Source organism: bacterium (assembly GCA_012517375.1).
Taxonomy (GTDB): domain Bacteria; phylum Hydrothermota; class Tepidihabitantia; order B3-TA06; family B3-TA06; genus JAAYVC01.
Map to the genome: position 1 here is coordinate 1 of JAAYVC010000077.1, position 24,602 is coordinate 24,602.

23 protein-coding genes, 1 tRNA gene and 1 pseudogene are annotated in these 24,602 nt (G+C 49.4%); 8 read left to right on the forward strand and 17 right to left on the reverse strand.

All coding sequences use genetic code 11. From position 1 onward, the window contains the following. Nucleotides 1–270 precede the first annotated feature (270 nt). From GX441_08320 to GX441_08340, 5 genes are all read right to left on the reverse strand, one after another. Nucleotides 271–1,722, reverse strand: coding sequence for a T9SS type A sorting domain-containing protein (locus GX441_08320; protein NLI98646.1), 1,452 nt, complete (start codon nucleotides 1,720–1,722; stop codon nucleotides 271–273). 27 nt (nucleotides 1,723–1,749) lie between these two features. Beyond that, nucleotides 1,750–2,103: a hypothetical protein gene (locus GX441_08325; GenBank protein NLI98647.1), complete on the reverse strand. Its 354-nt coding sequence runs from the start codon at nucleotides 2,101–2,103 to the stop codon at nucleotides 1,750–1,752. Nucleotides 2,104–2,174: 71 nt separating this feature from the next. Further along, nucleotides 2,175–2,540, reverse strand: a complete 366-nt coding sequence (locus tag GX441_08330; GenBank protein NLI98648.1) for a hypothetical protein — start codon at nucleotides 2,538–2,540, stop codon at nucleotides 2,175–2,177. Nucleotides 2,541–2,590: 50 nt separating this feature from the next. Then, entirely contained in the window at nucleotides 2,591–4,453 is a 1,863-nt protein-coding gene (locus GX441_08335) for a hypothetical protein (protein NLI98649.1), read from the reverse strand. Further along, nucleotides 4,450–7,659 carry a hypothetical protein gene (locus GX441_08340; protein NLI98650.1) on the reverse strand — a complete coding sequence of 1,070 codons (3,210 nt, stop codon included), beginning with the start codon at nucleotides 7,657–7,659 and terminating at the stop codon, nucleotides 4,450–4,452. Before GX441_08340 ends, GX441_08335 begins: the two co-directional genes overlap by 4 nt. Before the next feature lie 137 nt (nucleotides 7,660–7,796). On the opposite strand from GX441_08340, the gene GX441_08345 reads away from it, so the two are divergent. From GX441_08345 to GX441_08360, 4 genes are read left to right on the forward strand one after another with little or no spacing between them, the layout of a single operon-like run. Further along, complete coding sequence (locus GX441_08345) at nucleotides 7,797–8,336, forward strand: sigma-70 family RNA polymerase sigma factor (GenBank protein NLI98651.1); 540 nt, start codon at nucleotides 7,797–7,799, stop codon at nucleotides 8,334–8,336. Continuing rightward, nucleotides 8,326–8,874 (forward strand): hypothetical protein, encoded by a 549-nt coding sequence (locus GX441_08350; GenBank protein ID NLI98652.1) that lies wholly within the window; start codon nucleotides 8,326–8,328, stop codon nucleotides 8,872–8,874. Before GX441_08345 ends, GX441_08350 begins: the two co-directional genes overlap by 11 nt. Continuing rightward, nucleotides 8,871–9,344 carry a hypothetical protein gene (locus GX441_08355; protein NLI98653.1) on the forward strand — a complete coding sequence of 158 codons (474 nt, stop codon included), beginning with the start codon at nucleotides 8,871–8,873 and terminating at the stop codon, nucleotides 9,342–9,344. The genes GX441_08350 and GX441_08355 overlap by 4 nt, the downstream gene beginning before the upstream one ends. Before the next feature lie 23 nt (nucleotides 9,345–9,367). After that, on the forward strand, nucleotides 9,368–10,309 hold the full coding sequence (locus tag GX441_08360; GenBank protein ID NLI98654.1) for a hypothetical protein: 942 nt from the start codon (nucleotides 9,368–9,370) through the stop codon (nucleotides 10,307–10,309). 25 nt (nucleotides 10,310–10,334) lie between these two features. On the opposite strand, the gene GX441_08365 is transcribed toward GX441_08360, so the two are convergent. Together GX441_08365 and GX441_08370 are read right to left on the reverse strand one after the other, a co-directional pair. After that, the gene (locus GX441_08365; GenBank protein NLI98655.1) at nucleotides 10,335–12,575 is read right to left on the reverse strand and encodes a lytic transglycosylase domain-containing protein; all 2,241 of its coding nucleotides are present in this window, start codon (nucleotides 12,573–12,575) and stop codon (nucleotides 10,335–10,337) included. Between the two features lie 68 nt (nucleotides 12,576–12,643). After that, complete coding sequence (locus GX441_08370; protein ID NLI98656.1) at nucleotides 12,644–14,596, reverse strand: hypothetical protein; 1,953 nt, start codon at nucleotides 14,594–14,596, stop codon at nucleotides 12,644–12,646. 108 nt (nucleotides 14,597–14,704) lie between these two features. Between GX441_08370 and GX441_08375 the strand changes: the two genes are divergently transcribed. The 4 genes from GX441_08375 (at nucleotide 14,705) to GX441_08390 (ending at nucleotide 17,804) form a co-directional block, all read left to right on the forward strand. Further along, on the forward strand, nucleotides 14,705–16,018 hold the full coding sequence (locus GX441_08375; protein ID NLI98657.1) for a nucleotide sugar dehydrogenase: 1,314 nt from the start codon (nucleotides 14,705–14,707) through the stop codon (nucleotides 16,016–16,018). 209 nt (nucleotides 16,019–16,227) lie between these two features. Beyond that, the gene (locus GX441_08380; GenBank protein ID NLI98658.1) at nucleotides 16,228–16,797 is read left to right on the forward strand and encodes a DUF1122 family protein; all 570 of its coding nucleotides are present in this window, start codon (nucleotides 16,228–16,230) and stop codon (nucleotides 16,795–16,797) included. A gap of 14 nt (nucleotides 16,798–16,811) precedes the next feature. After that, the gene (locus GX441_08385; protein NLI98659.1) at nucleotides 16,812–17,609 is read left to right on the forward strand and encodes a diaminopimelate epimerase; all 798 of its coding nucleotides are present in this window, start codon (nucleotides 16,812–16,814) and stop codon (nucleotides 17,607–17,609) included. 15 nt (nucleotides 17,610–17,624) lie between these two features. Then, a complete protein-coding gene (locus tag GX441_08390; protein ID NLI98660.1) occupies nucleotides 17,625–17,804 on the forward strand; it encodes a hypothetical protein in 180 nt (59 codons plus the stop codon). 237 nt (nucleotides 17,805–18,041) lie between these two features. Here GX441_08390 and GX441_08395 read toward each other — a convergent pair whose 3' ends face one another. From GX441_08395 to GX441_08440, 10 genes and pseudogenes are all read right to left on the reverse strand, one after another. Next, nucleotides 18,042–19,421 (reverse strand): FAD-binding protein, encoded by a 1,380-nt coding sequence (locus GX441_08395; GenBank protein ID NLI98661.1) that lies wholly within the window; start codon nucleotides 19,419–19,421, stop codon nucleotides 18,042–18,044. A gap of 38 nt (nucleotides 19,422–19,459) precedes the next feature. Continuing rightward, nucleotides 19,460–20,029 (reverse strand): hypothetical protein, encoded by a 570-nt coding sequence (locus GX441_08400; protein ID NLI98662.1) that lies wholly within the window; start codon nucleotides 20,027–20,029, stop codon nucleotides 19,460–19,462. A gap of 54 nt (nucleotides 20,030–20,083) precedes the next feature. Further along, complete coding sequence (gene feoB, locus GX441_08405; GenBank protein NLI98663.1) at nucleotides 20,084–21,961, reverse strand: ferrous iron transport protein B; 1,878 nt, start codon at nucleotides 21,959–21,961, stop codon at nucleotides 20,084–20,086. Next, a complete protein-coding gene (locus GX441_08410) occupies nucleotides 21,954–22,196 on the reverse strand; it encodes a ferrous iron transport protein A (GenBank protein NLI98664.1) in 243 nt (80 codons plus the stop codon). Before GX441_08410 ends, feoB begins: the two co-directional genes overlap by 8 nt. Next, nucleotides 22,189–22,623, reverse strand: a complete 435-nt coding sequence (locus GX441_08415) for a metal-dependent transcriptional regulator (protein NLI98665.1) — start codon at nucleotides 22,621–22,623, stop codon at nucleotides 22,189–22,191. The genes GX441_08410 and GX441_08415 overlap by 8 nt, the downstream gene beginning before the upstream one ends. Before the next feature lie 202 nt (nucleotides 22,624–22,825). Further along, nucleotides 22,826–22,898: transfer RNA gene (locus tag GX441_08420), tRNA-Ala, on the reverse strand. A gap of 1 nt (nucleotide 22,899) precedes the next feature. Further along, on the reverse strand, nucleotides 22,900–23,376 hold the full coding sequence (locus GX441_08425) for a site-specific integrase (GenBank protein ID NLI98666.1): 477 nt from the start codon (nucleotides 23,374–23,376) through the stop codon (nucleotides 22,900–22,902). Further along, nucleotides 23,319–23,582: a hypothetical protein gene (locus tag GX441_08430; GenBank protein NLI98667.1), complete on the reverse strand. Its 264-nt coding sequence runs from the start codon at nucleotides 23,580–23,582 to the stop codon at nucleotides 23,319–23,321. Before GX441_08430 ends, GX441_08425 begins: the two co-directional genes overlap by 58 nt. Continuing rightward, nucleotides 23,572–23,946: a hypothetical protein gene (locus GX441_08435; GenBank protein ID NLI98668.1), complete on the reverse strand. Its 375-nt coding sequence runs from the start codon at nucleotides 23,944–23,946 to the stop codon at nucleotides 23,572–23,574. Before GX441_08435 ends, GX441_08430 begins: the two co-directional genes overlap by 11 nt. A gap of 314 nt (nucleotides 23,947–24,260) precedes the next feature. Continuing rightward, nucleotides 24,261–24,455 (reverse strand): annotated as a pseudogene (locus GX441_08440) (transposase). Nucleotides 24,456–24,602 lie beyond the last annotated feature (147 nt).

The following is a 24,602-nucleotide window of genomic DNA, read 5'->3' on the forward strand; positions in this document are numbered from 1 at the left end:
CGCCACGTTGCCCTCACCCAACGCTCTTCGAGAGCGTAAACTTCATACCGGAGGGAGAGGGATGTGGCCCGATGAGGCCTCTCCATCCCCCTCCCTTCAATTCCCTCCCACCAGGGGAGGGAGAAACCGTTTCCTCCCCCTCGATGGGGGAGGGTAGGGTGGGGGTGTCTGTACCCCAAGAAGTCGCTTCGCGCCTTCTTGGGGACCCTCCTATCTTACCAGCACTACTTTATACCCCACAAGCCTGCTTCGTACGCTCGGGGTAACCCCCTATCTCACCAGTACTACTTTTGTCGACTTGAGATTAGAACCCTCAGCAACGACGAAGTACACCCCTGGATTCTGGCTGGGTCCCCAAACCAAGACCCCGGATTGGTTTGGGGTGGAAAGTTCGTCCACCTTGCGTCCCGTTGCGTCGTAGACGGAGGCCCGGAAACCGTTCGGGCAGTCAAAGTAGCGCAGGGTTATCGAGCTTCCTATAGGGTTGGATATCTCGAATTCATGGGAAGGAGGGGGTGTTGAAGGCGGTTCGGAGATACCGACGTAACCTAAAGAATCAGTTTTAAGGAGCAGACCGGAAAAGTAATACAAGCACGTATCGCAAAAAATGTATTTACAAGCACTTAAAATATAACCCCCATCAGAAGTTTGCCTGACTTGTGTAGCTACATCATAGCCTGTCCAGTCATACGTTCTTGCCCAAAGACTGTCACCGTTTGAATCGGTTTTTATGAGCCAGGCGGAAATGAGAATGTTCCCCGCCAGTCTTGTATCACCTACTATTATATATCCGCCATCAGAAGTATGTCTTAAGGATAGGGCTTCATCTTGATCTGATAGGGGACCATTACCAAAGGTCCGCGTCCATAAGGTTTCTCCTACTGGATTGGTTTTGACAAGCCAGACATCGTAATCGAATTTCCCAATCCCGTAATTTCTATGTGCGATAAACAAAAACCCTTTATCTTCTGTTTGCAGAATCGACGTTATGCCATATCCCCAAGTTTGAAAACCGTCAGCGTAACCATATGTTTTAGTCCAAATGGTGTCCCCGTTTTTGTCAAATTTGAGAAGCCAGATGTCTTGTTTATAGTGAGGAAAATCCTTTATCTTGAGGTCGGTACGTCCGCCGACAATACACCCGCCGTCACTTATAGGATAAAGCGAATAACCATTATTTATGGAGCTATCGCTGCGATCTAACGTTCTTTCCCAAAGGGTCTTTCCTTGTTGATTAACTTTGACCAGCCATAATTTATTTATATTCGAATCGGAGCATTCCCCGGTTGCTATATAATTCGAGTCGTTTGTTTCAGCAACTTGAAAAACGTAACCACCTTTGAAGAACCTTGACCATATTGTGTCGCCTTGAGCATCGATTTTCAAAAGCCATCTGCCATTAGTACTATCGCTGGACTGAACAAAGAAAGAAATTATGTATGCTTCATCCGAAGTTCTTTTGATCGAATGGGCTTCTACGTATTGGCTGCATGGGTATTGTTTTTCCCAAATCTTGTTGCCGAGTGTATCTGTTTTGATAATGCACAAGTTCACGGCGGTGTCCAGCTCGGTTGTTTGACTTATTAAAACATATCCCCCATCTTGAGAAATCTCGAAATCGGGAATTCCCCGAGTCTCATCGTATGCTTTTACCCAGCCCGCAAAGGCACAAAAAGGCGCCAATACAAGAAGGGTAAGAAACGGCGAATGCTCTACTCTCATTTCGCCTCCTCTCGGAATGGTTAAGCTCTAATTCCCCGGCGGGTTTACGTTCGCGTTGTAGAAGCTGCGGGTCTCAGACCATGCCGACCAGCCTTCAACGTAGGCGGCTGCGTGCCAGTAATAAAATCGCTGTCCCTCGAGCGGTCCGCCGAAACTGAAGTCTACCGAAAAGAAAGTTGAGGAGATAGTGTCGGCGCTTACGGCTGGGTTCATGAAGAAGCTGTCGGAGGCTATCTCGATGCGGTACAGGGCGGCGGATTCAACCGCGCTCCATGAGAAAGTTACCTGGGTGCCGGAAAGCGTATCGGCGTCACCGGGATAGGCAAGTGAGGGAACATCTGCGGATGAGCCGCACCCTATGAGGAGAACGGTGAGCAACATGGCAAAACCTGTAAAGATCGAGGAGGGCCGGGAGGGAAAAGGGGGCGAGGAGGGCGAGGAGGGCCTAAGCCTCAAGGCTTTCCTCCTCCAAGCGTAAACCAGCGGACGCTGGACTCGGGTCCCTCTACTCCATCAGCTATGGCGTACACGTGCCAATAGTAGGGGTACTCGGTCTGAAACAGGCTGTATTCGCTGTCGTCCAACTCGCAGGAAGTTCCGGCAAGCTCCCTGGATACTACTATTGTTGAAAATACGCCGTCCGTGCCTATCTCGAATCTGTAGCTGGTAGCTCCAGGCGATTGGTTCCACGAGAAGGGTATTCCCTTGTAGAGCACGGAGCCGTTATCTGGACTTATGAGCACTGGAGCATCAGGTCCCTGGTTGCATGCAGCAAACACAAGGGGCAGCAAAAAGGCCACAAAGGTTATTTTTTTCATTTTTCACCTCGCGATTATGATAATAGATTTTAAAACCCATTCAAGGATTGTCAAGGCTCTCCGAGAAGGGCCTTCTTGTTCTTCGCCCTCTCCAGGTTCCTCTGCACGTTTGTGAAGGTAGAATCTATGGCAAGAATCTGCTCCCATATCCTTATTGCGGTGTCGAAGTCGCCCAGAGCGTATGCGCTCGCTGCGCTTACGTTAAGCGAAGCAAGCTGCTCGCGTCCAAGCTTCTGCTCCTTCTGAATCCTTTCGAGATATCGGGCCGCGATGGTATTGGTCGGTTCGAGGGTAAGGATACTATTGAAGGTTTCGGCTGCAAGTTCGAACCTCCTCGAATCAAAGTATTCGAGCGCTTTTTCAAGCGAATCCGAAACCCTGCGGTGGATGAGGGAGGTCAGCTCTTCGCGCATGGTGTGAGCAACATTGTTTGTAGGGGCGATTGATAAAATCTTTTCCGTATAATTCAGCGCCTGCCTCAATGCATCGCGTTCGCGCGCGTTGTATGCAAGAAGCGTCAGACTGTCCACCTGATTGTCCCTTCTTTCGGAAGCAAGCTTAATGTACGGAGCTATCTCTTCTATGTAAGGATAGCTTGCGCTTATCTCCTGCCAGTAGTTCAAAGCCTTTGAAAAATCATCCTTTCTGAACGCTTCGACACCCGCCTCAAAGAATCTTACCGCCTCCTCGGGTATGTCGGTCATGGTTAAGATGGGAGTTTCATTGAGTTTCAGCATCATATCCGCTCTGCCTGAGAGAGCCATGGCGTTATCGGACGAAAGTGAAAGCACGTACTCGTACTCCCTCAGTGCATCGAGATAGCTGCCCTCCTCCCTGTAATTTCTTGCCGCCTCAAGATGAAGGTTAATCTGTCTCTGATGTTCTTTTTCCAAAGCTTCATTGTAACCCTTCTGGGCTTCCTCGTTGTCTGAATACCATACAAGAGCAAGGTCAAACTGGGCAAGCGCGTGGGAATAGTCCTTGTTTAATAAATCCCTCTTGCCAATCTCTACGAACGCCTGCGAGGTTTGAATCATCCTTGTTACGATGGGGTCCTCCCTCTGGGGGGGATGAAGCGTTAATTGAATGCCTATATGATGCGAAAAGCCTATTGACGGTCTGAGGGATGCCGAGTATGCAACCTCCAAATCCTTGACTTTCAGCGCCAAACCTGCGCCTGCGTGAGGATGAGCGCCGTACCCCCCGCCGATATCGAGCCTGAGCACTTTGAAGAATGTAGCTCCCGCGCCTAGAGAGAAATCGAATGCGCCTAGGGCGCTGTCCGGAGACCATGCAGAGCCCGCACTTATATCGCAAAGATTCTGAATCGCGCACGAAACGCCCGCCTGCACCCTTAAAGGCAACGCCGAAGTTTCCGTGTTCAATCTTACGCCCGGACCTATGTTGAGTACGGACAAACCGAACGTGAAGGGTTTCAATCTGTAGCTTCCACCTAACGAACCGCTTACTCCTCCTGCGGAATAGTTGTATATGTGCTCAAGGAATGCATTTACAGAGGCTCCGAGCGAAAGATTGCCGATGCTTCGGCCGTAACGCAATTCAAGTCCTGTATTGTACGCCGAGAATAACTCCGGTACTGAATCAGGACCAGCCCGGTGCTCTAAATCCCAGACATGAAATCCAGATACGCCGATTCCTAAAGTGCCCCATGTATATGGAAGTAGGGCGTCTATCCTTTCCTTTCTAGCGCCGGCGAACCATTCCGTATGCGTAGCGGAAACATAGGGATACGCAGTCTTTACAACGAGAGAGGGATTGGAAAGAAAAGCGCAGGCAAGAGAGGAAGCAGTAAGGGCTTCCTCGTAGACAGCGCATCCGGGGTATGAAGGTATCAAGAGTTCACGAACGCCGGTAGACGGGACTGCAAAGAGTGAAAGCAGGAAAAGCATCATCTTACTACAGCGAACGCCTTCCTGACTGCGGAACTGCGGCCGTCAACGTGCGAAACCTTTATTACATAGAAATAAATGCCGACAGGCCATTGAGAAACGTCCGTGAGGAAGACCGAACGGCTGCCTCTGATTGCATTCTCGATATCGATAGGACTCCATACAAGCTGGCCGTCTATCGTAAACACTCTCAGACTGGCTCTTACATCCTCGCCCGGTATAAAGTAGATGCCCATCTGGCCTGAAGCAGGATTAGGCGCGGCAAAAGTCCGTTCATCGGTCAAAAGCGGTATGCTATTAAGATTAAAAAATCTTGTTCCTTGTCCATAGACAAGAGTGTCTTCTTCACTGCGGCCCTGGGCTTCTATCTTAACCTGTCCTGCGGGAAAACCCTCAAGGGGTGCATTGAATAACATGTACTCCACAGGGCCCGGAGCAAAGTACCTTTGAAGGTGGTAAACGCTATCAGAACAAAGAAGGCTAATCCACAGATCCTTAAGCGGCTGGGTAGTAACTATCCTTAAATTAAGGGTATCGCCTACCTTTATCCTTAATGTGTCGTCATTAAGAATCTCGATTTCTATCAGGGGAGGAGGCGAGGACGTAACCTCGAGCGTACTGTAAAAGAAACCGCTCTTATTGCCTGAACCGTCAAAGGACTGGAATTTGAATTGATGCTGACCTAAGGCAAGAGGAAAACTGTCGAGTGAAAGGGTATCATAGCAGACTACGGTAAGTTTATACTTGAAATCGTCGCTTTTCATCGTATGTGTTGTCGTATCGTCATCTATCCAGTATGAACAGCCCAGTATCGGACTGCCGCCCTGCAGGGAATCGCTCGTCCGCACGCTCACCTGTATTTTTTTCTCGCCTTTTGTCGGGCTCGGATTGAATCTGGCATAATCTATCAAAGGTCCAAGCATATCGTCATCCTCGCCTGTAGTGAAATTCCATGAATACGTCGAGACGAGTTTGTTGCCTGCCCTGTCTGAAACGGTCGGGTTCACTTCGACCATCGTCAGCGAGGATCCGGGCAGCTTCTCAAGAAGGTTTAGTTTGAATACTGAAGGGTTGATTTGCTCAACGTAAAACTTGTACTCCTTTAAGGGATCGAAAGTTCGCACCACGTAGTGACTCGTATTTGTGGCCGATTTCTTGTCCGAGGAATCCGCCGCAAACATAGGTTCGCTGAAAGTGATGAGGATTGTAGGTCTGAGTGAAACGGAATCCTTTCCGTCGGGCGGATACACGCTTGTTACATGAGGCTGGGTGATGTCTATCTTGAAGCTGTCGTTCGGTATGGTGTCCGAGTTTCCCGCAGAATCGGCAGTTATAACCCTCCAGTAGTACCAGGATTCCTTGCTCTCGGGGAGTTTGTTAAGGGACTGGTGGAAAACGAGCGTGTCAGTGCCCGCAGGCGCGGGCAAGGTTGCAGAATCCAGAACGACCAGATAGTTAGATCGGTCGGATGTCTCGACATGGTAATTTCTTATTCTTGAGGTTGCATCGAGCCCCCTCTTCCAGGTATAACTGACAAAGGTATCATTGATGTAGGCACCTGAACTCGGACTTATCTGAGTAATCCCTAAAGGCTTGGTGAAATCGAGCTTCAGGGGGGAATACCTTGCCGGATGAGAGATATTTCCTACGGAATCTACTGACGAGAGCAGAAAATAACAGTATCTTCCCTCGCAGCCGGCCTTGAAGTAACCGATGGTATCGAAAGCGCTGATTATGCCGTCGGGCACGTCGCTGGTATCAAGACTCCACAAGGCGCTGTAGCCCTTTACGCCGCTTCCAAGGGGATCCTGAGCTTCCTTCCATGAGAACTTTACTGAATCGACATTGGACCAGTTTAAGGTGTCGTGCGGGGGGTAGAGCGTAAGGGATTGGGGAGGAAGAGGAGGCGTAATGTCTTCGTAGGCGTTTATTACAGCAGGGAGATTCAAAGATTGGAATGGTATGGAATCAAGAACTCCGGAACGCGGCCAGCGAACGAGGAGAAGAACACTATCAGGATCGGATATGGGGAAACACCGCTGAGGCGCATCCTGACCGGACTGGCCGGAACCTGCGGCAATCTCCCAGAATTCTTTGATGATGCCTTTATCGCAGAGTTCCAGCCTGGCTCCGGCCCCTATGGTATTTGAAAGGCCTGCCACCTTGTCGGCCCGACCCTTTACGTTGACGAACACCCTGTTCTGTCTGGATACAGTATTCCTGAAAAGCGCATTCCCCCCTGCTCCGACCACAACCGCATCCATTCCTCTCTCTTTGTCAAGGTCGGCCGTAGCGACCGAGACGGCGTACATGGTTCCATAGGAGACAGTGTCGTCTGCCGATGTTTCAAGCAACGGTCCGTGGTAGATGCGAGATTCATCGCCGTAATTGACAACAAGAAGGTCTACGCCAGGTTGGCCGTCGAAATCGCCTGCAGCGATAGCCATGCTTGGTTCGGATTCGACCCCTATGTTCGTCCTTGAAAAACCTGCCGAGGGCTGGATTAGCGAGTTGACGCTGGTCAAACTTGCAACGGCGAGGTCGAGATTCTTATCCGGTTCCCTGTCGAACCAGCATAAGCCTCCCGGCGTCGAAACCTGGACAGCCGCATCTCTTGTAAACAAGCCTGCTCCAGCATTATGATAGAAATATACGCTATCCGCGCCTGAAAGAGCAAAATCCGCAAATCCGTCGTTATTGTAGTCCGCAAAGGAAACGGCATACCCCTTAGGAAACTTACCAACGGCGAAAAATGACCCGCCATCGTTTATATAAAGCTTTGATGTATCGCCTGCTACAAATATGTCCAAGTCACCGTCAAGGTCAAAATCAACTAAAGCCGCGGCTCTTGATGTGTCGGCGTCGAAATACCCGCTCAACTCTTCGAAATTGATGTCATCGCCGGAGTTTAGAAGCAGAAAATCCTCGGTATCTGTACCCACAAAGAAATCGATATCCCCATCACCATCCAAATCACCTCCGAGAACGGTTCTTGCGACAACTTGTGTTGCAAGTTTTTTCGGTGCTTCAAAACTGCCGGTTCCTATGTTCCGGTAATAGACTATGCCTGAATCCGACGCAACGACAACATCGTAACTGCCGTTGCGATCTACGTCCGCACAGGCTGCGCCATAGCTCTTTTCATAACCGAAAGCCCCGACTGGGTCAAAAAACTGCCCCAACAGCGATAAAATGATTACGCCCTGCATAATGCAAAAGGATAACCGCATTCGCAGCCTTTGTCAACTCCTCTTGACATTAAAGCATAATCATCTATTATCTGAGTACAGACGGTGTTTTCACCTTAAACCTTTTGAACCAAGAGGTGTCAAAAAGGAAATGAGGAATGCAAGATTATGAGATCATCGAGCGAGTACAGAAAGGCGACGGAGAACTTTTCGAGTTGCTTGTCCGCAAATACGAGAAAAGGCTCTTTTTTCTTGCATGGAGAATGCTTCACAACAGGGTCGATGTCGAGGACGCAGTACAGGAGATATTCGTGAAGGCGTATAAAGGCTTAACCCGCTTCAGGGGCGATTCTCAGTTCTCGACATGGCTTTACAGAATCGCCACAAATCACATCCTTAACATTATCCGTAAGAAATCGAGCAATCGCCTGGTGGAACGGGATATCGAATCCGAATCATCGTCATCGACCCCGCGCTCCTCTTCGAGAAATACCCGGCTCAAAAAGGCGGTTGAGGCCGCCATACAATCTCTGCCGCCAAGACAGCAGGCTGTGTTTCATATGCGCTACGAGGAAGAACGCCCGCACGCGGAGATAGCGGAGATACTTGGCTTGTCCGAGGGCGCCGTAAAGGCGAGTTATCATCATGCCGTATTGAAACTTCGCGAGTCGCTCAAGGGGTTCGTCGATGAGCGTTAAGAAATTCAGGATAATGCTCGTGCGTTATCTGGACGCCGATCTTGATAAGGCAGAAAGACTCGAGGTTGAGGCGCATTTGAAAAGATGCAAGGAATGCCGGAAGGAACTCGAATGCCTCAAGTCTTCGCTGGCTCTTTCAAGGATACATGCTCCCGCTAGGTTCAGCAGGATTGAGTGGAACCCGCCCAGGATCAGGCATTTCTCTTTATGGCGATGGGCGCTGGTCCCGCTTGCTGCAGCGGCGGCTACGCTTCTCGTGCTAATTTTCGGCGGCGATGCAGGCAATAGGAGTTCAATCCCTGGAAACGAACGAGACTGGGTCGTTGTAGCCTCCGATACACTTACCCCGAGCGAGGGTTCAGAACTCGCAATGCTTCTTATGAACGAGGACTCGACCTTCCGCAATGATTTAATTGAATACGAATCGAGGACGCAAAGAAACATTTATTCCGATTTGGGTGAACTCGAGAAGGATGAGGAAGAGCAGTTAATATCTTTGCTTGCAGAACAATCAAAGAACATGGAAGGATCTTTATGAAAAGAATAGTTTTTCTTTTGGCGGTGTTTTTTTCCGCGAATCTATACGGTCAACCCATGATGGGGGGGATGCGCGATGGAAGAAAGGCAATGGAGATGATCTCCGCCATACGGATTGTGAAGATGCAGAAGGCGCTGAATCTCACTGACCAGCAGCTGGCGTCCATCATACCGAAGCTGAATGAACGCGACTCCCTGATGAGGAAGTATTTCGACGACCAGGCATCCGACCTTAAGCTGCTGCGCGACGAACTCGCGAAATCGAAGCCCGCGGAAGCAAAGCTCAAGGAGATAATCGAAAGAATGAAGTCCAGGGAGCAAAATCATGAAGCGCGGGTTCGTGAATTGAGAAACGAGATTCTCGCCGTTCTATCGACCGAACAGCAGGCAAGATTCATCATCTTCGAGGTGGAGTTCGAGCGCGAAATCAGAAGACTGATAGACCAGGTAAGAGGAAGGGATGACAGATAAAACAAAAAAACAGGAGAAATAGCATGAAAAAACCCGTTATCTTTTTATCCGTCGCAATCTTGATTGCGGCCGGATTCGTCGGCTGCGACCGGTTCAGAAACGATGAAGAGCTCATCAAGGACCTGCTTATAAGCTCGTACTTTTCAGGCGAAGGTTCAGACGGCATAACCGACGACGCAAGCGATAATCCCAACGGAGCGCCAGGCTGGTCGGTTTCTTTGTATCCGGACACGGTACCTTCAAAGTGGGTAAGAAAGCTCACCTACGCGACTCGAGTCGTGACAGTTAAAGTAGAAGGCGACTCTGCATGGGCTTCAATATCCAGAAGCATCACGGGCAGAATCTATATCGATACGATTCCGGGAAACAGCATTCTCGATACGATTTCGAGACCGATAGCAGACACCATGTACCGCGAGGTAACCCTCAAATGGAACGCGGCAAAGAACCGCTGGGTTATTGAAAATATCCAGCCAGCCAAGCTGTGGACCCCCGGCGCCAGCCATCCGGTGGAGATTGAGAAAATAGAGGTAAGCTCATCGCCGTCAGGCGAAACATTTGTGATGGACGACCCGACCAAGTTCATAAGCGTCGATGATCTGCCATGGCTCAGAAAGGATGATACCGTAACCGTAACGGTGACTGCAAAACAGCTTAACGCTGACGATACAGGATGGTGCTATCTGCATCACGGCCGCAACTTCAATAAGGCAAAAGCAGTACCGCCTAACCGCAAACCGTTCGAGAAGGAAAGCACATGGGTTCACAAAGGCACATGGAAGATTGGAGAGGATAATGTTCTGGCAAAGATTTCCGTACGCCATGCGGGAATCGATCTAATTTATGCGGGCACGCTCTCTTATGACCCTGCTGCGGAGTATTCCGCGTTCGCGTTCGGATTCCCCTACATAGTCTATGAGGAAGGCGAAACCCTTCCTGATGACGGCCAGGAAACTAACGAGTAGATTAGTTTGTCCGGGGCAGAACCTTTCAGAAAGGCGAGCGACGCTCGCCTTTCTGATTTAGGAGAGAATGGTAGATAATCTCGCCCTTTATTAACTGCTTGACGTAGCTGCGGGTTTCGTCGTAAGGAATGAGTTCTGCAAATAGGGCATCATCCTCAGGCAGATATCTTACCCAGCCTGCCACGGCGCCAGGTCCTGCATTGTACGCCGCAAGATATGCGACCTTGCGGCCGTCGAAGCTACCCTGCATTTTCTTCAGGAACTGTGCGCCTAGTCTGATGCTGACGTCTGCCTTGAGGAGGGAATCGACCGTCATTGTCGCATCCATGCCTCGGGCTGTTCCCAGAAGAAGCTGGCACAGGCCATAGGCATTTGCTGGCGAGCGCGCCTCGGGATTGAACCAGCTCTCCTGCCGGGTAAGGGATAGAAAGAGAGCGGTATCAACAGCCTCGTTTTCTATCTGTAATGCATAGCATACCGGATACTGAAGCCTGAGAACCTCCAGTGGTCTTGTTCTTACGCCCCTATTGCGCGCCTCCTTGAGAAGTATCTCGGCCCAGTCGATGGCATTGTTGTCAGAACCCAGCTCGGAGAATTTTTTAGCCCACGCATACACGCGAGGCAAAGGGGGGTCCTTTATGAGCTTGAGCATGGACGAAGCGTCGTTAAAAAAACCGGCTTCGGCAAGCATGAATGCCTGGCGCTCGAGTATTGAATCCTCGGCCGTCTTGAGAGTGAGCGTCGTATCGCCTATTTCTCTGAACCATGCCTGGAGTAGAGGGGCATCGGGCAGGCCTCCTCTTACGGACAGGGAATAGTAGGAGAAGGGGTCCTTGGCTTCGAGTCGCGAAAGAATCCAGTCTGCGGAATCAGGATGGATGCGTATTCGGAAAAACATCGCAGCATCAGCGTCAAGCGGGACCCCACCCTTAAGCGCGAGATACGCCATCACGGTATCGTGCTCAGCCAGCCACAGTACCAGGGCGCGCTGTCCGAGTTCCCCGTCTCCGAGGGCACTTGCGCCTTTTGCGGCAAGCTCCGCGGCTTGTCTATTGAGACCCTTGCGCTGCAGGATGGTTGCCTGACGTTCCCATGCCTCCTGCCGGTTAGCGCGGTTCGGGGAGTTTGCAGCCACATCCTCAAGAACGTTCATGGCCTCGGCGTCGCTTCCCTTCGCAGTAAAGACTTTTGCGAGCAGGAACTTTGCCTCGTCTGATTCAAGGTCCTTCAGAAGCGTAAGAGCCTCGTCATAGCGCTTGAGATTATAGAGAAGCTGACTGCGCTCCCAGCGGCATTCTTTTTTAGAATACCCCCTATTCTCGGCATCCTCGAAGAGGTAAAGCGCCCTCGAACCGTCTATCGCGGCGTAGGATTTTGCAAGAAGAAAGCTTTCCTCGGCATCCTGGGGCAGCAGGGATTTTGCCGCTTCAATCGCTCCCGGAGACCATGGAGCCACTCTCATGAGTTCTATCTGGGTTCTGCGCTTCTTCTTTTCATCACCGACCATATCGTAAAGCCTTATCAAAACCTCTAGACGCTCCGCTTCCCCAGAGAGAACCGCAATCGCTCCTGGAAGCTCGCTGTAGGCCTGCTTCTCGAAAAGAAGCTGGACAAGAAGCCTTTTTTGGGCAAGTGTGGGGCGCTTTAGCGTGCTGAGGAGAGTGATTGCCGAATCCTTTCTTTCAGTCTTTGCATATATTTCGGCCCTTCTGCCGCGCGCCACCTCGCCAAGGATTTTTTCGGCTTCAGAATACAGAACATCCGCGGTGTCATCCAAGCCCAGAAGCAAGGCGGACTCGGCCCTGAGCATGGGAGAAGCATCCTTAAGGGAAAGTATCTCCCTGAATCTTGAAGCCCTGAAGTAGCATAATCCCTTGTTCTTGAGGGAATCGTGCCAGACGGTGGAACGAAGAGCATCTGCATAAACGAATGCCGAATCCCATTCCCGCGATTCATAGAAAACCCTGTAGAGTTTCGCCCTTACCCGCATTCCTTGTTCGGATTCCTTATAGTGTTCAAGCGCCTCGCGGTAGTAAGGAAGCGCTTTCCAGTATTGTCCTAGCGCAAGAAGGCTGTCAGCTTTAATCTCTTCAACCCTCGGTGATGCTACGGACTTTTCCGTCCCTCTCGGAGCGCATCCCGCAAGCAGCAAGGAAAGAAGGAATGCCACCGATGAATCCTTCCAGAAACTCGGATAGTCGCACTTAAGCGATTTTTTTCTTGAGCGGTTTTTGGATTCGCAAAGAGGAGTTACTCTACTTGTCAAGACCGACTCCTGTTTTCACCCCACAACAAAGCTTCTCTTTCTTGTGGGGACCCGCATGGCAGAATTCACTATTCATCAATACCTGCTCCTATTTCTTTAGAAATTGGTTTCAATGTATCGAGTCCAGGATTAAACCAGCACTTGCCATTGCTGGCTTTCTTATTCTCCGGGTAGGCATCCTTGCCGCCTCCAGTATCCATGAACAATCCCAAACAAAGGCAGCGGTCTCTGATTCCGCCGCGTGAGCCTATGTTTGCAAGCCCCAGGGTGGTCGCAGCCGCCACGTTGTAAATATCGTCTCCCTTACCGTCCCAGAAGATGCCGAAACCGTTTGCGTTTCCTCCGCCCAGGGACAGATTCGGGGCATTATACGTATCGTCGCCGGATTCATCGTAAAGATAGCCCACTGAAAAATCGTGACCCGCACCCTGAGCCATATTCATCTCAGCCGTATACCCGTCATTACCCTCGACATCGTCAAGGATACCTACTGCGAAATGGGCTGCCGCGCCCTGCACGTACCAGACGCCTGAATACATATCGCTCCCCGCCTTGTCCGTGAGAATACCCACCCCGTACCAGTAGCCGCCGCCCTGGCTGAAAACGCCTGCATCATAGATGTCGTCGCCTCCTCCGTCTGCAAGCACTCCAACCCCGCCGGCAAGCGATTTTCCGTCGGTGAAGTCCGCTCTTTTGCCGAACCCGAAACCCTGAGCCATGTTGGCGTTATGGTCCGGCGTCTGGGGCGACGCAAAAGGCAGGGAGTCGTTGCGGGCTATGTAGAAATCGTTGCCGGCTAGGTCCAAGAGAAGACCGCATCCCTTCGTGAAACCATAGCCCTGGATGCCGCGGAAACCGCGATATGTATCGTCGCCCTCTATGTCCACAAGGACGCCTGCACCAAAGACGCCCGCTCCCTCGCAGTTTGCGAAGCCGTCGTAGTTGTCCTTGCCTTCAAGGTCGTATATGAGACCGAGCCCGAAAACGCCTGCGCCTATTCCTGGACCGTTTGAAAGGTAAAGGTCGTTCCCGTGCAGGTCGATGATGAAACCTGCACCCATTATTCCTGAAGCTATTGCCGGCTCAAAGGATTCGTTCATATATCCGTCGTCCCCGGAAAGGTCTATCACGACGCTTACGGGGTGCTCGAAATCTGGATTCGTTCCCGCTCTAGCATAGTGGTCGTTGCCCCCCTTTTCAATCAAAAGCAGATAATCTTCGTTTTGATACAAGTCGTCTCCATTGCCCGATATTCTGACCTTCCCGAAAGGCGTCGCGAACTCGAACTCAGGAAGCTCTGACTTGAGCGAATCGATAAAAGGCACAATAGAGTCGAGGACGAGCGCGAGATCCTCTAAACCGGCGTACATTATCGAATACTCCACCCTGCCTATACAATCTTCGACAAAGTAGGAGCCTTCCGCCGTCATCGCCGTATCATCTGTGACATATTGAAGCACCTTCTCCCGGAGTGATGCCTGCTCGTCTTTTGACAAGTGACGGAAGGCAAGATTGCGGCACTCGATTGACTGGGCAGATGCAAGCAGCAGAACGGCCAGGGCCTCGTCCAGTTCGGAAGGCATTTGAGGGAGCTCGTAATCGTAAATCACATTCTTTTTCCCTGCGACCTGGTTAAGGCGGTCGAGCGCGGATATTATTTTCGGATAATCCTCCTTAATTCCTTCTTTGAATCCAGATACAGGATGGGAGATCAAACCGCGTCTAACAGATTCGTCCGTGCGCATGGATGCGAAGAATACCCCCGTTGCGACGCTCGGTGTTCCCTCCAGCAACTGATGAATGAATAATTTGTTATATTCAGGTATTTCTAGGGGCCGATTCGCCAGAAGGTTGAACAACCTTAGGCTGTATGTACCGCCGCCGTAAAGATCCATCAACTCCCTGTCGAAGTTGACGTCCGAACGGTTAAGTCCTCCTTTTGCAAGGACTTCGTCCAGAGGGTCACGGGCTGCATTCAGAAACCCGGCTGAGATGATTGCGACAAAAACGATTCTTTTCACGCAAGCCTCCTTGTGGCGTATTTTAGGCGTTAGGGTATGTAAAGTCAAGCATAGTTGATTTTTACGTCTGATTGATTAGGATTACATCTTACTTGCAAAGGAGTCTTGATGCTCACAATTCAAAGGATTAAGGAAAAGAAGGCTGTTATAGGAGTGGTCGGAATGGGATACGTAGGTCTTCCGCTTGCCCTCACATTTGCGGAAGAGGGCTTTAAGGTCATAGGATACGATATTGATGAAGCGAAACCCCGGATGCTTAATTCAGGCAAAACCTATATTAAGCATATTCCTGCATCAAGGATAAAGAAGGCGGTTTCCGCCGGATTACTCGAGGCAACCGCTGATTTTACAAAAATACCGGAATCGGATGCCCTTTTAGTGGCTGTACCCACCCCCCTTGACGAGCATTTCCAGCCTGATCTCTCGTTTGTTACTGGCACCGCAGAACAAATCGGACCGCATCTTGTAAAGGGTCAGCTTGTAGTGCTTGAATCCTCATCATTTCCAGGAACAACGGAGGATATAATGCGGCCTATACTTGAGGAGCGTTCGGGTCTAAAGGCTCACAAGGATTTCTGGCTTTCTTACTCGCCTGAACGTGAGGACCCAAACAACCCATTGTACAACACAAAGAACATCCCGAAGGTTGTAGGCGCGAACTCGAAGAAAAGCTTAGAGCTTTCGGTCGCTTTATACGAGGCTGCGCTCGAAAAGGCAGTGCCAGTAACTAGCGCGGAAGCTGCCGAAGCCACGAAAATCTTCGAAAATGCCTTCAGAGGCGTTAATATAGGACTCGTTAACGAGATTAAGATCATTCTCGACGCAATGGGAATTGACGTGTGGGAGGTAATCAAGGCAGCGTCAACCAAACCCTTCGGATTCATGCCCTTCTACCCAGGTCCTGGTCTTGGTGGACACTGCATTCCTATAGACCCGTTTTATCTCACTTACAAGGCTCACGAGTTCGAGGTTCCCACGAGATTCATCGAGCTAGCAGGCGAAATAAACACGGCGATGCCGCGCTGGGTTGTCGGAAAGATTATGGAGGCGCTCAATGAACGCCGCAAGGCTTTAAAAGGCTCGAAGGTTTTAATTATAGGACTCGCATACAAGAAGAACGTCGATGATATGCGCGAGTCGCCGTCGCTCAGGCTCATCGAGATACTCACAGACAAAGGCGCAAAGGTCGATTATCACGATCCTTATATCCCTAAGATGCCGCCAACCCGCAAGTATAAATTCGATATGACAAGCGTTGCGCTTACGCCTAAGAACATTGCCCGCTACGACGTAGTGCTGATAGCGACCGATCACGACAACGTCAATTACGCCAAGGTTGTCAAATATGCCAAACTGATTGTTGACACGCGCAACGCAACATCAGCAATCAAGCAAGGCAAAGAAAAGATAGTAAAAGCTTAATTCCTCCTATTCCGTGGTGAGTCCGGGAAGGTGATTAAGCCATGCCGGGCTTGACAAAGCATTTACAATCACTATATATTTAGTAGGAGACATCACTGCTTACCGCTCATGAAATAACGATAACGGATCAAGTGTTAGGAATCTTCAAGCATGTAATCATTAAGATTGATGGCGGTTCCCAAGCACCTATAGCTGGTGGTATTACAGGTATGAGTGCTATGGGTATTATAGAGAAAAGAGTGACGGCAGGCAGCTATCGCTTGATGGATGTTGCGGTAGCGTCTGGGAGAAAGGGATTATACAACTACATAGAGCTTTACAATATTGAACCTGAAATCAAGCTCGGAAATTCTCTAAGCGATTATTTTGACTCCGACGTAGAGGACGGCGTTCTTACTTTCTTTTCAAGGTTCCTCGGATGCGGCGACATTCTCCATGTTGAATACTGGCAGGATTGGAAAACGAGAAAAGAACTGATTTCGGGAACTCCAGCGATTGCTTCAAGACTTGGATTCAAGCTCTTTGGCCTGGGATTCACATGGTTCAAGGACTGGTACATAGCCGAAGGAGGAAGGGAGGGTTCATTGAAGCTGACTGCCGAAAAACCGCTCGACGAAGAGATGGTCAGAAGGAATTTGGACACTGCAAAAAAGGAATTAGAGGATTATCTAAAAGAAGAAAGGCGAGAGGAAACCAAGGATAGAGCGGGAAAAGTTCTAGTCCGAATGGCAGAGCTTATGAGGGAACCATCTGTTTTATTGACACCTTGTCAATCTTGAGGTATTATTTACCAATGAAGCTTGATTTTGCTAAAGTTCACGGAGCCGGAAACGACTTTGTGGTCTTCAAACATCCCGAACAGCCGGACGAATTTTTTGCGCGCATTGCACCTTCGATATGCAACAGACGCAAAGGTGTAGGAGCGGATGGAATTCTGCTCGTTCGAAAGGAGCCGGGGTACGATTTCCGCATGGTATATTTCAATGCCGACGGTTCACGCGCCGAGTTCTGCGGAAACGGCGCTCGCTCCCTGGTTCTTTACGCATGGAAAGAAGGAATAGCGCCATCGGAGATGAAGTTCATATCGGATGCAGGCGTGCATCAAGGTCTTATTTCAGATGGAAACCCTTCTGTATCTCTTCCTAACCCTGCAGAGCTTAAACTGAATATATCCCTGCCGGATTTCTTCTTCCCTATGCATTTTGTGAACACCGGTGTCCCTCATGTAGTCGTTTTCGTTGACAACGTTAAAACATTTGACGTAATTGATATTGGAAGTCAAATTCGATATCATAAGTATTTCGCTCCCAAAGGAACCAACGTTAACTTCGTCCAGGTCTTCGAAGACGGTAAGGTTTCTGTCAGGACTTATGAGCGCGGGGTCGAGTCTGAAACGCTTGCATGCGGAACAGGAGCGGTCGCAGTGGCGGCAGTACTCGCCATAACTCGCGGATTCAAGCCTCCTGTGAAACTTGACTTCCCGGGCGGAGCGTTAAATGTTGATTTCAATGTGAGGGATAATGATATTTCAGACGTGATGCTTGGAGGCGAAACCGCTATCGTGTTCAAGGGTGAGATTGAAATAGTCTAGAAGTTGAGGAAGTTTGTGTCCAGAAGCAAGAAACCCGGAGAGAAGAAAACCATCAAGCAAAAACCAAAACATCCCAGGCCAATGAAGGGTATCAGGTGGTCGGAAAAGAAAGAGGAAAAGCCCGGTTTCAGAAAAAAGAAGAAAATCGCAAAGGATATGGATAAAGAAATTCTCTCTGATGAAAAGATTCCTTGATTACATAGATCACATACTTCGTTAAGAAAAGACTTAAAATATGCAAGGAGAACAACCTTGACGAGGGGGATTTCTGCCCTAGAATAAACGTAACCTTAAAAGTGAGTGGGTCTGCCTCAGGGCAAAGATACCCACTTAAAGCCCGGCGACAAGCCGGGCTTATTTTTACACCCTGTAAAATCGCGAGACGTTTTTGCAGGGAACCCAAAAAGAAACGAAGCATCTGTTTGGGGTAATTTATATGATTTTTCCAGGATTGAGAATACCGTTGGGGTCAAAAGTCTTCTTGAGACGTCCGTACAGAGCGAGTTCGGCTTCTGATGCAACTAGCGGCAGATATTTCTTTTTTACTATCCCGATGCCGTGCTCGCCGGAAAGGGTCCCGCCGAGAGATATTACGAGCCTGAAGAGATCTGAAAGAATCCGCTCCCTTTCCTTATCCCAGACATTATCCTCCAGTTTCCCTTTAAGGATATTTACGTGAACGTTTCCATCGCCTGCGTGCCCGAAAGCGACAATCTCAACGTTAGAATTGCGCCGAATATCATCGACGCCATCCAGAAGATTCTTTATGCAAGCAACGGGTACAACAACGTCTTCGCGTTCCATCTCAGGCGAAAGATGATGCAGCGCGTCGTGGAGCGAGCGTCGCGTCTTCCACAGACGCTGCTTCATATCCTTGCTTTCGGCGACAAAAACGTCAAGCGCTCCGTTTTCAACACAGAGCGTACCGATTCTTTCATAGTCGCGCTCGACCGCTTCCTTGTCAGAACCGTCAAGACCCACCATAAGATATGCTCCGGCTCCCTGAACGGGCAGTCTTGATTCGAGGTATGCTTCAACAACCTCGAGTGCGCGCCGCTCCATGAATTCCATCACGGCAGGAATTACGCCGGTTTTATGGATTAACCCGATAACGGTTGCCGCTTGTCCGTAGCTATCGAAAGGTATGAGAAGATCGGTTCTGTAAGCAGGGAGAGGCAGCAACCTTAACGTAATCTCGGTAACAACGCCCAGCGTGCCCTCGGATGCAATCATGATTCCGATAATGTTGTAGCCTGTAACGTTCTTGCGAAGCTTTCCTCCGACCCTTATTACTTCGCCTTCAGCGGTGACAAACTCGAGCCCGGTAACATAGTCTTTAGTGGTTCCGTACTTTATAGCTCTCGGACCTCCCGCACCTTCGATGACGTTGCCGCCTATAGAGCAGCTTTCAAGTGAGGCAGGGTCCGGAGGATAAAAAAGACCTTCCGCTTCCACCGCTTTGTGCAGCTCGCCCGTAATTACGCCCGGTTGAACAACAACAATCAGGTTGTCCTTATCTATCTCAAGTATTCGATTCATCCGTTCCAATGTAAGAACTACCCCGCCCTTGACTGCAAGCGCGCCTCCTGAAACACCAGTACCCGCTCCCCTCGGCGTCACGGGTATTTGGTTTTCGCTGCAATATTTAAGCAATGCTGAGACATCTGACGTGGATTCTGCAAAAAAGACCGCCTCGGGCGGAGCGTTGATATTGCTCGTTTCATCGTGGGAATATCTGGAGAGGGTTTCCGGTAATAGGGAAACCCTCTCATTGAATATGGACTTTAATTCTTCGATATGCCTCAAAGTCATGTCATCATTAGCTGTCTCTCTAGAGTATGGGTATTTACTCAGCCTCCTCTCTTGGTAGGCGGTATTACTCCATGCATCGAAGGGACACCGTACTTTTGATTGAACCTGGCGTGGTCGGAGAAGAACGTTTCTATTGTAGAATCCGAAGCGTTAAGCCTTGATATGTACTCGTTGGTCTTCGTCAAAGCCTCGCCAACATCCTTAAGCATCAATTCGTGATCAGCGCGTATCTTCGAAGCCTTCGAGGTATCGTGCGCGGCTTCCATAGAGATGTGCCTTGATTCGAGCGAGCTTGCATCATTCATCCAGGTTTTTGCTTCATTAAGGGTTTTTTCGTATTCTGCAAACCATGCTTTGTGTCTGGCTTGAGCGGCTTTATCCTCGGTCGAAAGGGGGAACTTTGCCAGCACTGAATCCTGCTCATCATGCACTTTTCTTGCATTCTCCTGCTTTTTTACGACATTTTCAAGATCCACAAGCGCTCTTTTCCACTCGCCTTTTGACAGCGAGTACTCGGCATCCAGCTTCTCGTCGAGGTTCTTAGTGCTGCAACCAGACACTAAGAGGCTGACTGTAAGCGCCGCAAAAACAGCGGTCAATCTTTTCATAATTCTCCTTAGGTTTGGATTATATGATGTATGCTAATCCTTTTTTAGCAAAAATCAAGTTTCAAATATCTTCCAGATGAAATTAACGGCAGCGCCAACGGCAATAACCGCTCCAAGCATAATTCCCGCAGATTTCAAGGCGTCCTTCCAGCCAAGCTCCCTGAAGAGTATTACAAGAGTTGCGATACATGGAAAAAACATGGACATTACTACGCTTCCGACAACTAGTTGCCTGGTTGTTAGAGCGAGCGGTACGAACATCCCTGCACCCATCTCTTTGCGTAGTATTCCCATAAGCAATGGCACAATTGCCTCTTTTGGAAGACCCCAAAGGAAGTTGACGACCGGAGACGTTGCATTCGCTATCCAGTCGAAGATATCAGTCTGATAGAGAAGATTAACAACAATCATGACTCCGAAGACAAGCGGCATCGCCTCTTTAAGGAACTCCCATATCCGCATCCATACCTTTGAAAAAAGCGATCTGAAGGAAGGAACGCGATAAGGAGGAATCTCAATCAGGAGCTCGGGCTGAAAACCCTTTGATGTCAAACGAAGCATGAAACCTATTACAATCCAGACGGCTACAAGTATTCCGTAAACAAGAAGCACCGGACCCGCTCCCCTCTCTCCCAAAAGGCCTATGAGCATCGCTTGAAGGGCCGCGCAGGGCACCGCTATGGAGATGAGGGTTGCGGTTATAAACCTCTGCCGTTTGCTCTCAAGTATCCTTGTTGCCATGATGCCCGGAACGTTGCAGCCCAAGCCAAGTAATGTTGGTATTATTGCATATCCATGAAGTCCAATACGGTGCATGAGGCTATCGAGAAAAACGGCAAGCCTGGGAAGGTAGCCAGTATCCTCAAGTAGCGAGAGGACAAGGTAAAAGCTCGTGATGTAGGGTAAAACCATACCGAGAGGTACAAAAAGCCCGGTAGTCAAGAGCCCGAACGATTGCTTAAAGTCAATTTGACCATTTACTAGATGTCCTATCAGAAGATTGTGGATGAATCCTTGATGACCAAGAGAGTTTGAAAGTTTAACCAAAAGCGGCCGAAGCGCTACATCAAAAAGAGGTTCTATGCCGAAAGGAACCGTAAACCAGGGCTTGCCGAGAATGCCTACGCTGCCCGATATCAGGAATTCTCCAAGCAATCTTATCAAAGAAAAGGAAATTGCAAGCGCTATAACGGCGAACAATGCTCCCCAGAAGGGATGAACAGATACGTCTTCCAGCCATTGCCCGAATGTATGATGATGGTGGTGAAGTGTCTGGACTTCGTCGACAATATGGCCGACTCTTGCCCAGACCGTCTGCTCAGATATATGCTTGTGGCCTTTTGCCGCCTCACCCGATTGATGGTGCGCCACGTGCGGGTGATGTCCCGGATGCCCTTTCTCGTTTTTATTTTTTTCATCCAGATCAAGAGCTAGCGCGGATAGTATCAATCTTTTGACCCCCTCCCCCGTTCTCGCGACAGTTGGTATTACAGGCGCTCCAAGCCTTCTGGCGAGTTCACCGACGTTTACTTCTATACCTTTGTGTCTTGCCTCGTCAGCCATATTAAGGGCGACAACCACGGGCTTACCTTGAGCTAAAAGCTCCAAAGTCAACGGAAGCTGCCGTTCGAGATGGGTAGCGTCGACTACGTTGATTATCCGCTTCGCATCATCAATTAGGTCTATTGCAACCCTTGCGGCATCATCCAAAGGCTCAAGAGAGTATATACCGGGCGCGTCCACGATTTCGTAGTTATCGTTCGCGAACCGCATCCTGCCCTCCGTATATCCGACTGTGGTGCCTGGGTAGTTAGATGTCACCGTTCTTACACCGGTAAGCCTGGAGAAGAGAACACTCTTGCCGACGTTCGGCTGCCCTACAAGAAGTATGTCGGCATGTTTTTTCTTTATTTTGCGGTTTTCATTAACCATTTCCGTTAACCTGAACGAATATCTTCTGAGCCATGCCATGTCCAATAGCTATCTGTGCACGGTTGATTAGAAGTATTACAGGTCCGCCCCAGCCGAGTCTTCCCAGCTTCTTGACTTTCTGTCCCTCATTAAGTCCCAATGCTTCAAGTCTTTTTCTTAAACCGTGTCCGCCAAGTATTTCAATAATAACTGCTTCTTCTCCAGGCGTCAATTCTATAAGATTGAGTTTATTCATTATCAACAGCTTCGGTGAGTTCCGCCGCGAATTTTTTTGAGGAGTTTCTTTTTCTTTCGATGAATTCAAGCAGGCTCTGCAGTTTCTTCAATGCACTTGAATCGAGATGGTGTTCAATGCCGCAAGCGGTTGATTCGGATTCTCCCTCGGGAAGGCCCAGAGTGGAGCTGAAGAAGCGGAACAGGACCTTGTGCCGCGTATATACAACCTCCGCCCTTGTTCGCCCTTCTCTTGTAAGCTCAATGTGTCCGTAAGACTCGTGGTTTACCAAGCCCAGCCTTGAAAGCTCCTTAATGGCAGCATTCACGCTCGGGCTCTTTACCTTGAGTCTTTCCGCAAGATGCTTTGTCCTTACGATTTTCTTATCCTTCTCGCATAGAAGAATGGATTCAAGGTAGTCTTCAAGACCTTCAGTTAAGACTGCAATGTTAGCCTCCATTAAAAATGTTAGACCACACTAAGTTTAATCTGGAAATCGAATTTGTCAAGCGGGCAAAAATATCCGATCCTTTAAAGCTTCAGTATTGTCGAAACGGATAATTGATGACGACCGACTTTGGGATGCAGGGGTTGATTCTGTGAATGTGAATCCCAAGAAGTTGCACAAGCAACTTCTTGGGATTCTCTGATGGAGACGAGCGGACTCGAACCGCCGACCCCCTGCTTGCAAAGCAGGTGCTCTCCCAGCTGAGCTACGTCCCCGTTACGAATTTACGTAACTTAGAACATCGTCGAACGATTTGGCCTCGGATTGTGCCATTTTTGTGCCAATCTTGTTGACGGCATCGAGCAAGTGTGACTGCGAAAGGTGAGAATACCGCATGGTCATCTGAATCGTCTTGTGACCAATGAGCACCTGAACGGTTCTTATGTTCACGTCTGCCATTACAAGATATGAGGCAAAGGTATGGCGTAGATCATGAAACCGGAAATCCTTTATGCCAACTCTTGTCAAAGCCGTATCGAAAGCCTTATGCCAGTTGCCGTAGATTGAACCATCTGTCTTGGAAAAAATGAATTCACCTTTTCTGTGAATATACAGATCGTCAAGAACGGGCAGGAGCGTATTGCTTATCGGGAGTATTCTCGACTCGTTGTTCTTGGTTTGGATTACCTTGATGATCATGCGTTCGAAATCAATCGCATCCCAGGTGAGTTTTTGCAGCTCACCCTTTCGCATCCCGGTCTCCAGAGCGGTAATGCTATAGACTTCAGCATTCCCTGGCATTCATCGAGAAGAAGTCTTCTTTCCTCGAGGGTCAGGTATCTGATTCGCCCGTGCGGTTCCTTGAATAATTTTACCTTGCTTGCCGGGTTCTTCTGGATGTAGCCCCAGTCGATAGCCCTGGAAAACATACGCTTGAGAAGCGCTATTTCACGATTCACCGACGCAGGTTTTACTTGCGATCTTCTCTGAGGCTTGTATTGTTCGATCATTATAGTGGTGATTCCATCGAGTGTCTTGTTTCCGAAGGATTTGACAATTGTTCCTAATCTTGTAGCTCGCGCGACGGTAGTTTTCAGGAATCATCTCCGCTTTAATGATTGAAAAGTATTCGACGACGTATTCACCAAAAGTTCTCGGTACTGTCGCAGCGATTTCATTAGTATCCTCTGCCTTGATGCGTTCGACAATCATTCCAAGTTTTAAAAGAGCATCCCGCTTGGTCCGACCAGCGGCCTTGCGGTATCTTTTCCCGTTGTATGAGAAGTCGACCCACCAGCGTTGGTTGCGCTGATAGACTCTCATAACTTACCTCGAATACTAGTCGGTTTGAGGATTCTGTCAACGTTACGTTCCAGGCTCTCACTGGAAAACGACCTGGAGCAATCAGAAGAAGAAAGCTCTCTACCATTCGCCAGATATCCTTCACCGCCGGACTCACAACACGCTCCAACTTCAGAGCCTTGATCCGCTTTAACAGAGTGCTGTCCCGATGGTCGGAGCGGATCGGCAGGTCTTACGGGGACTCCCCGACGCGTAATACCGGCTCCGCGATACCCCAGAGCCTGGCATGCGTCCACTATCGTGTAATCCGTGTCCTTACCGCCCACGACGTCCCTTCACCAGCTCCTCTGTTTTTTTAGTATCTCTATCTGAATAGCCTGCTTGCCGATAAGCTTCTGAAGTCGCTCTACCTCCGAACGGTGAGCCTTATCGTCAGAACTCCCGTTCTCAAGACCCATCCTCGCTCCCTCCAGGAACTTGTCGCGCCACCGGTAATATAGTGTCTGCGATATACCATGTTCCCGGCATATATCCTACACCGACTTCCTGCCGTTCAATCCTTCAAGTACCACCGCCAGCTTCTCCTCTGTCGTCCAGTTACTGCGCTTCATCTTCGCTTCTTCATTGACTGGTTATTCTATCTCTAAACTTACCTCATGTTCACTCTCAAAGGGGCG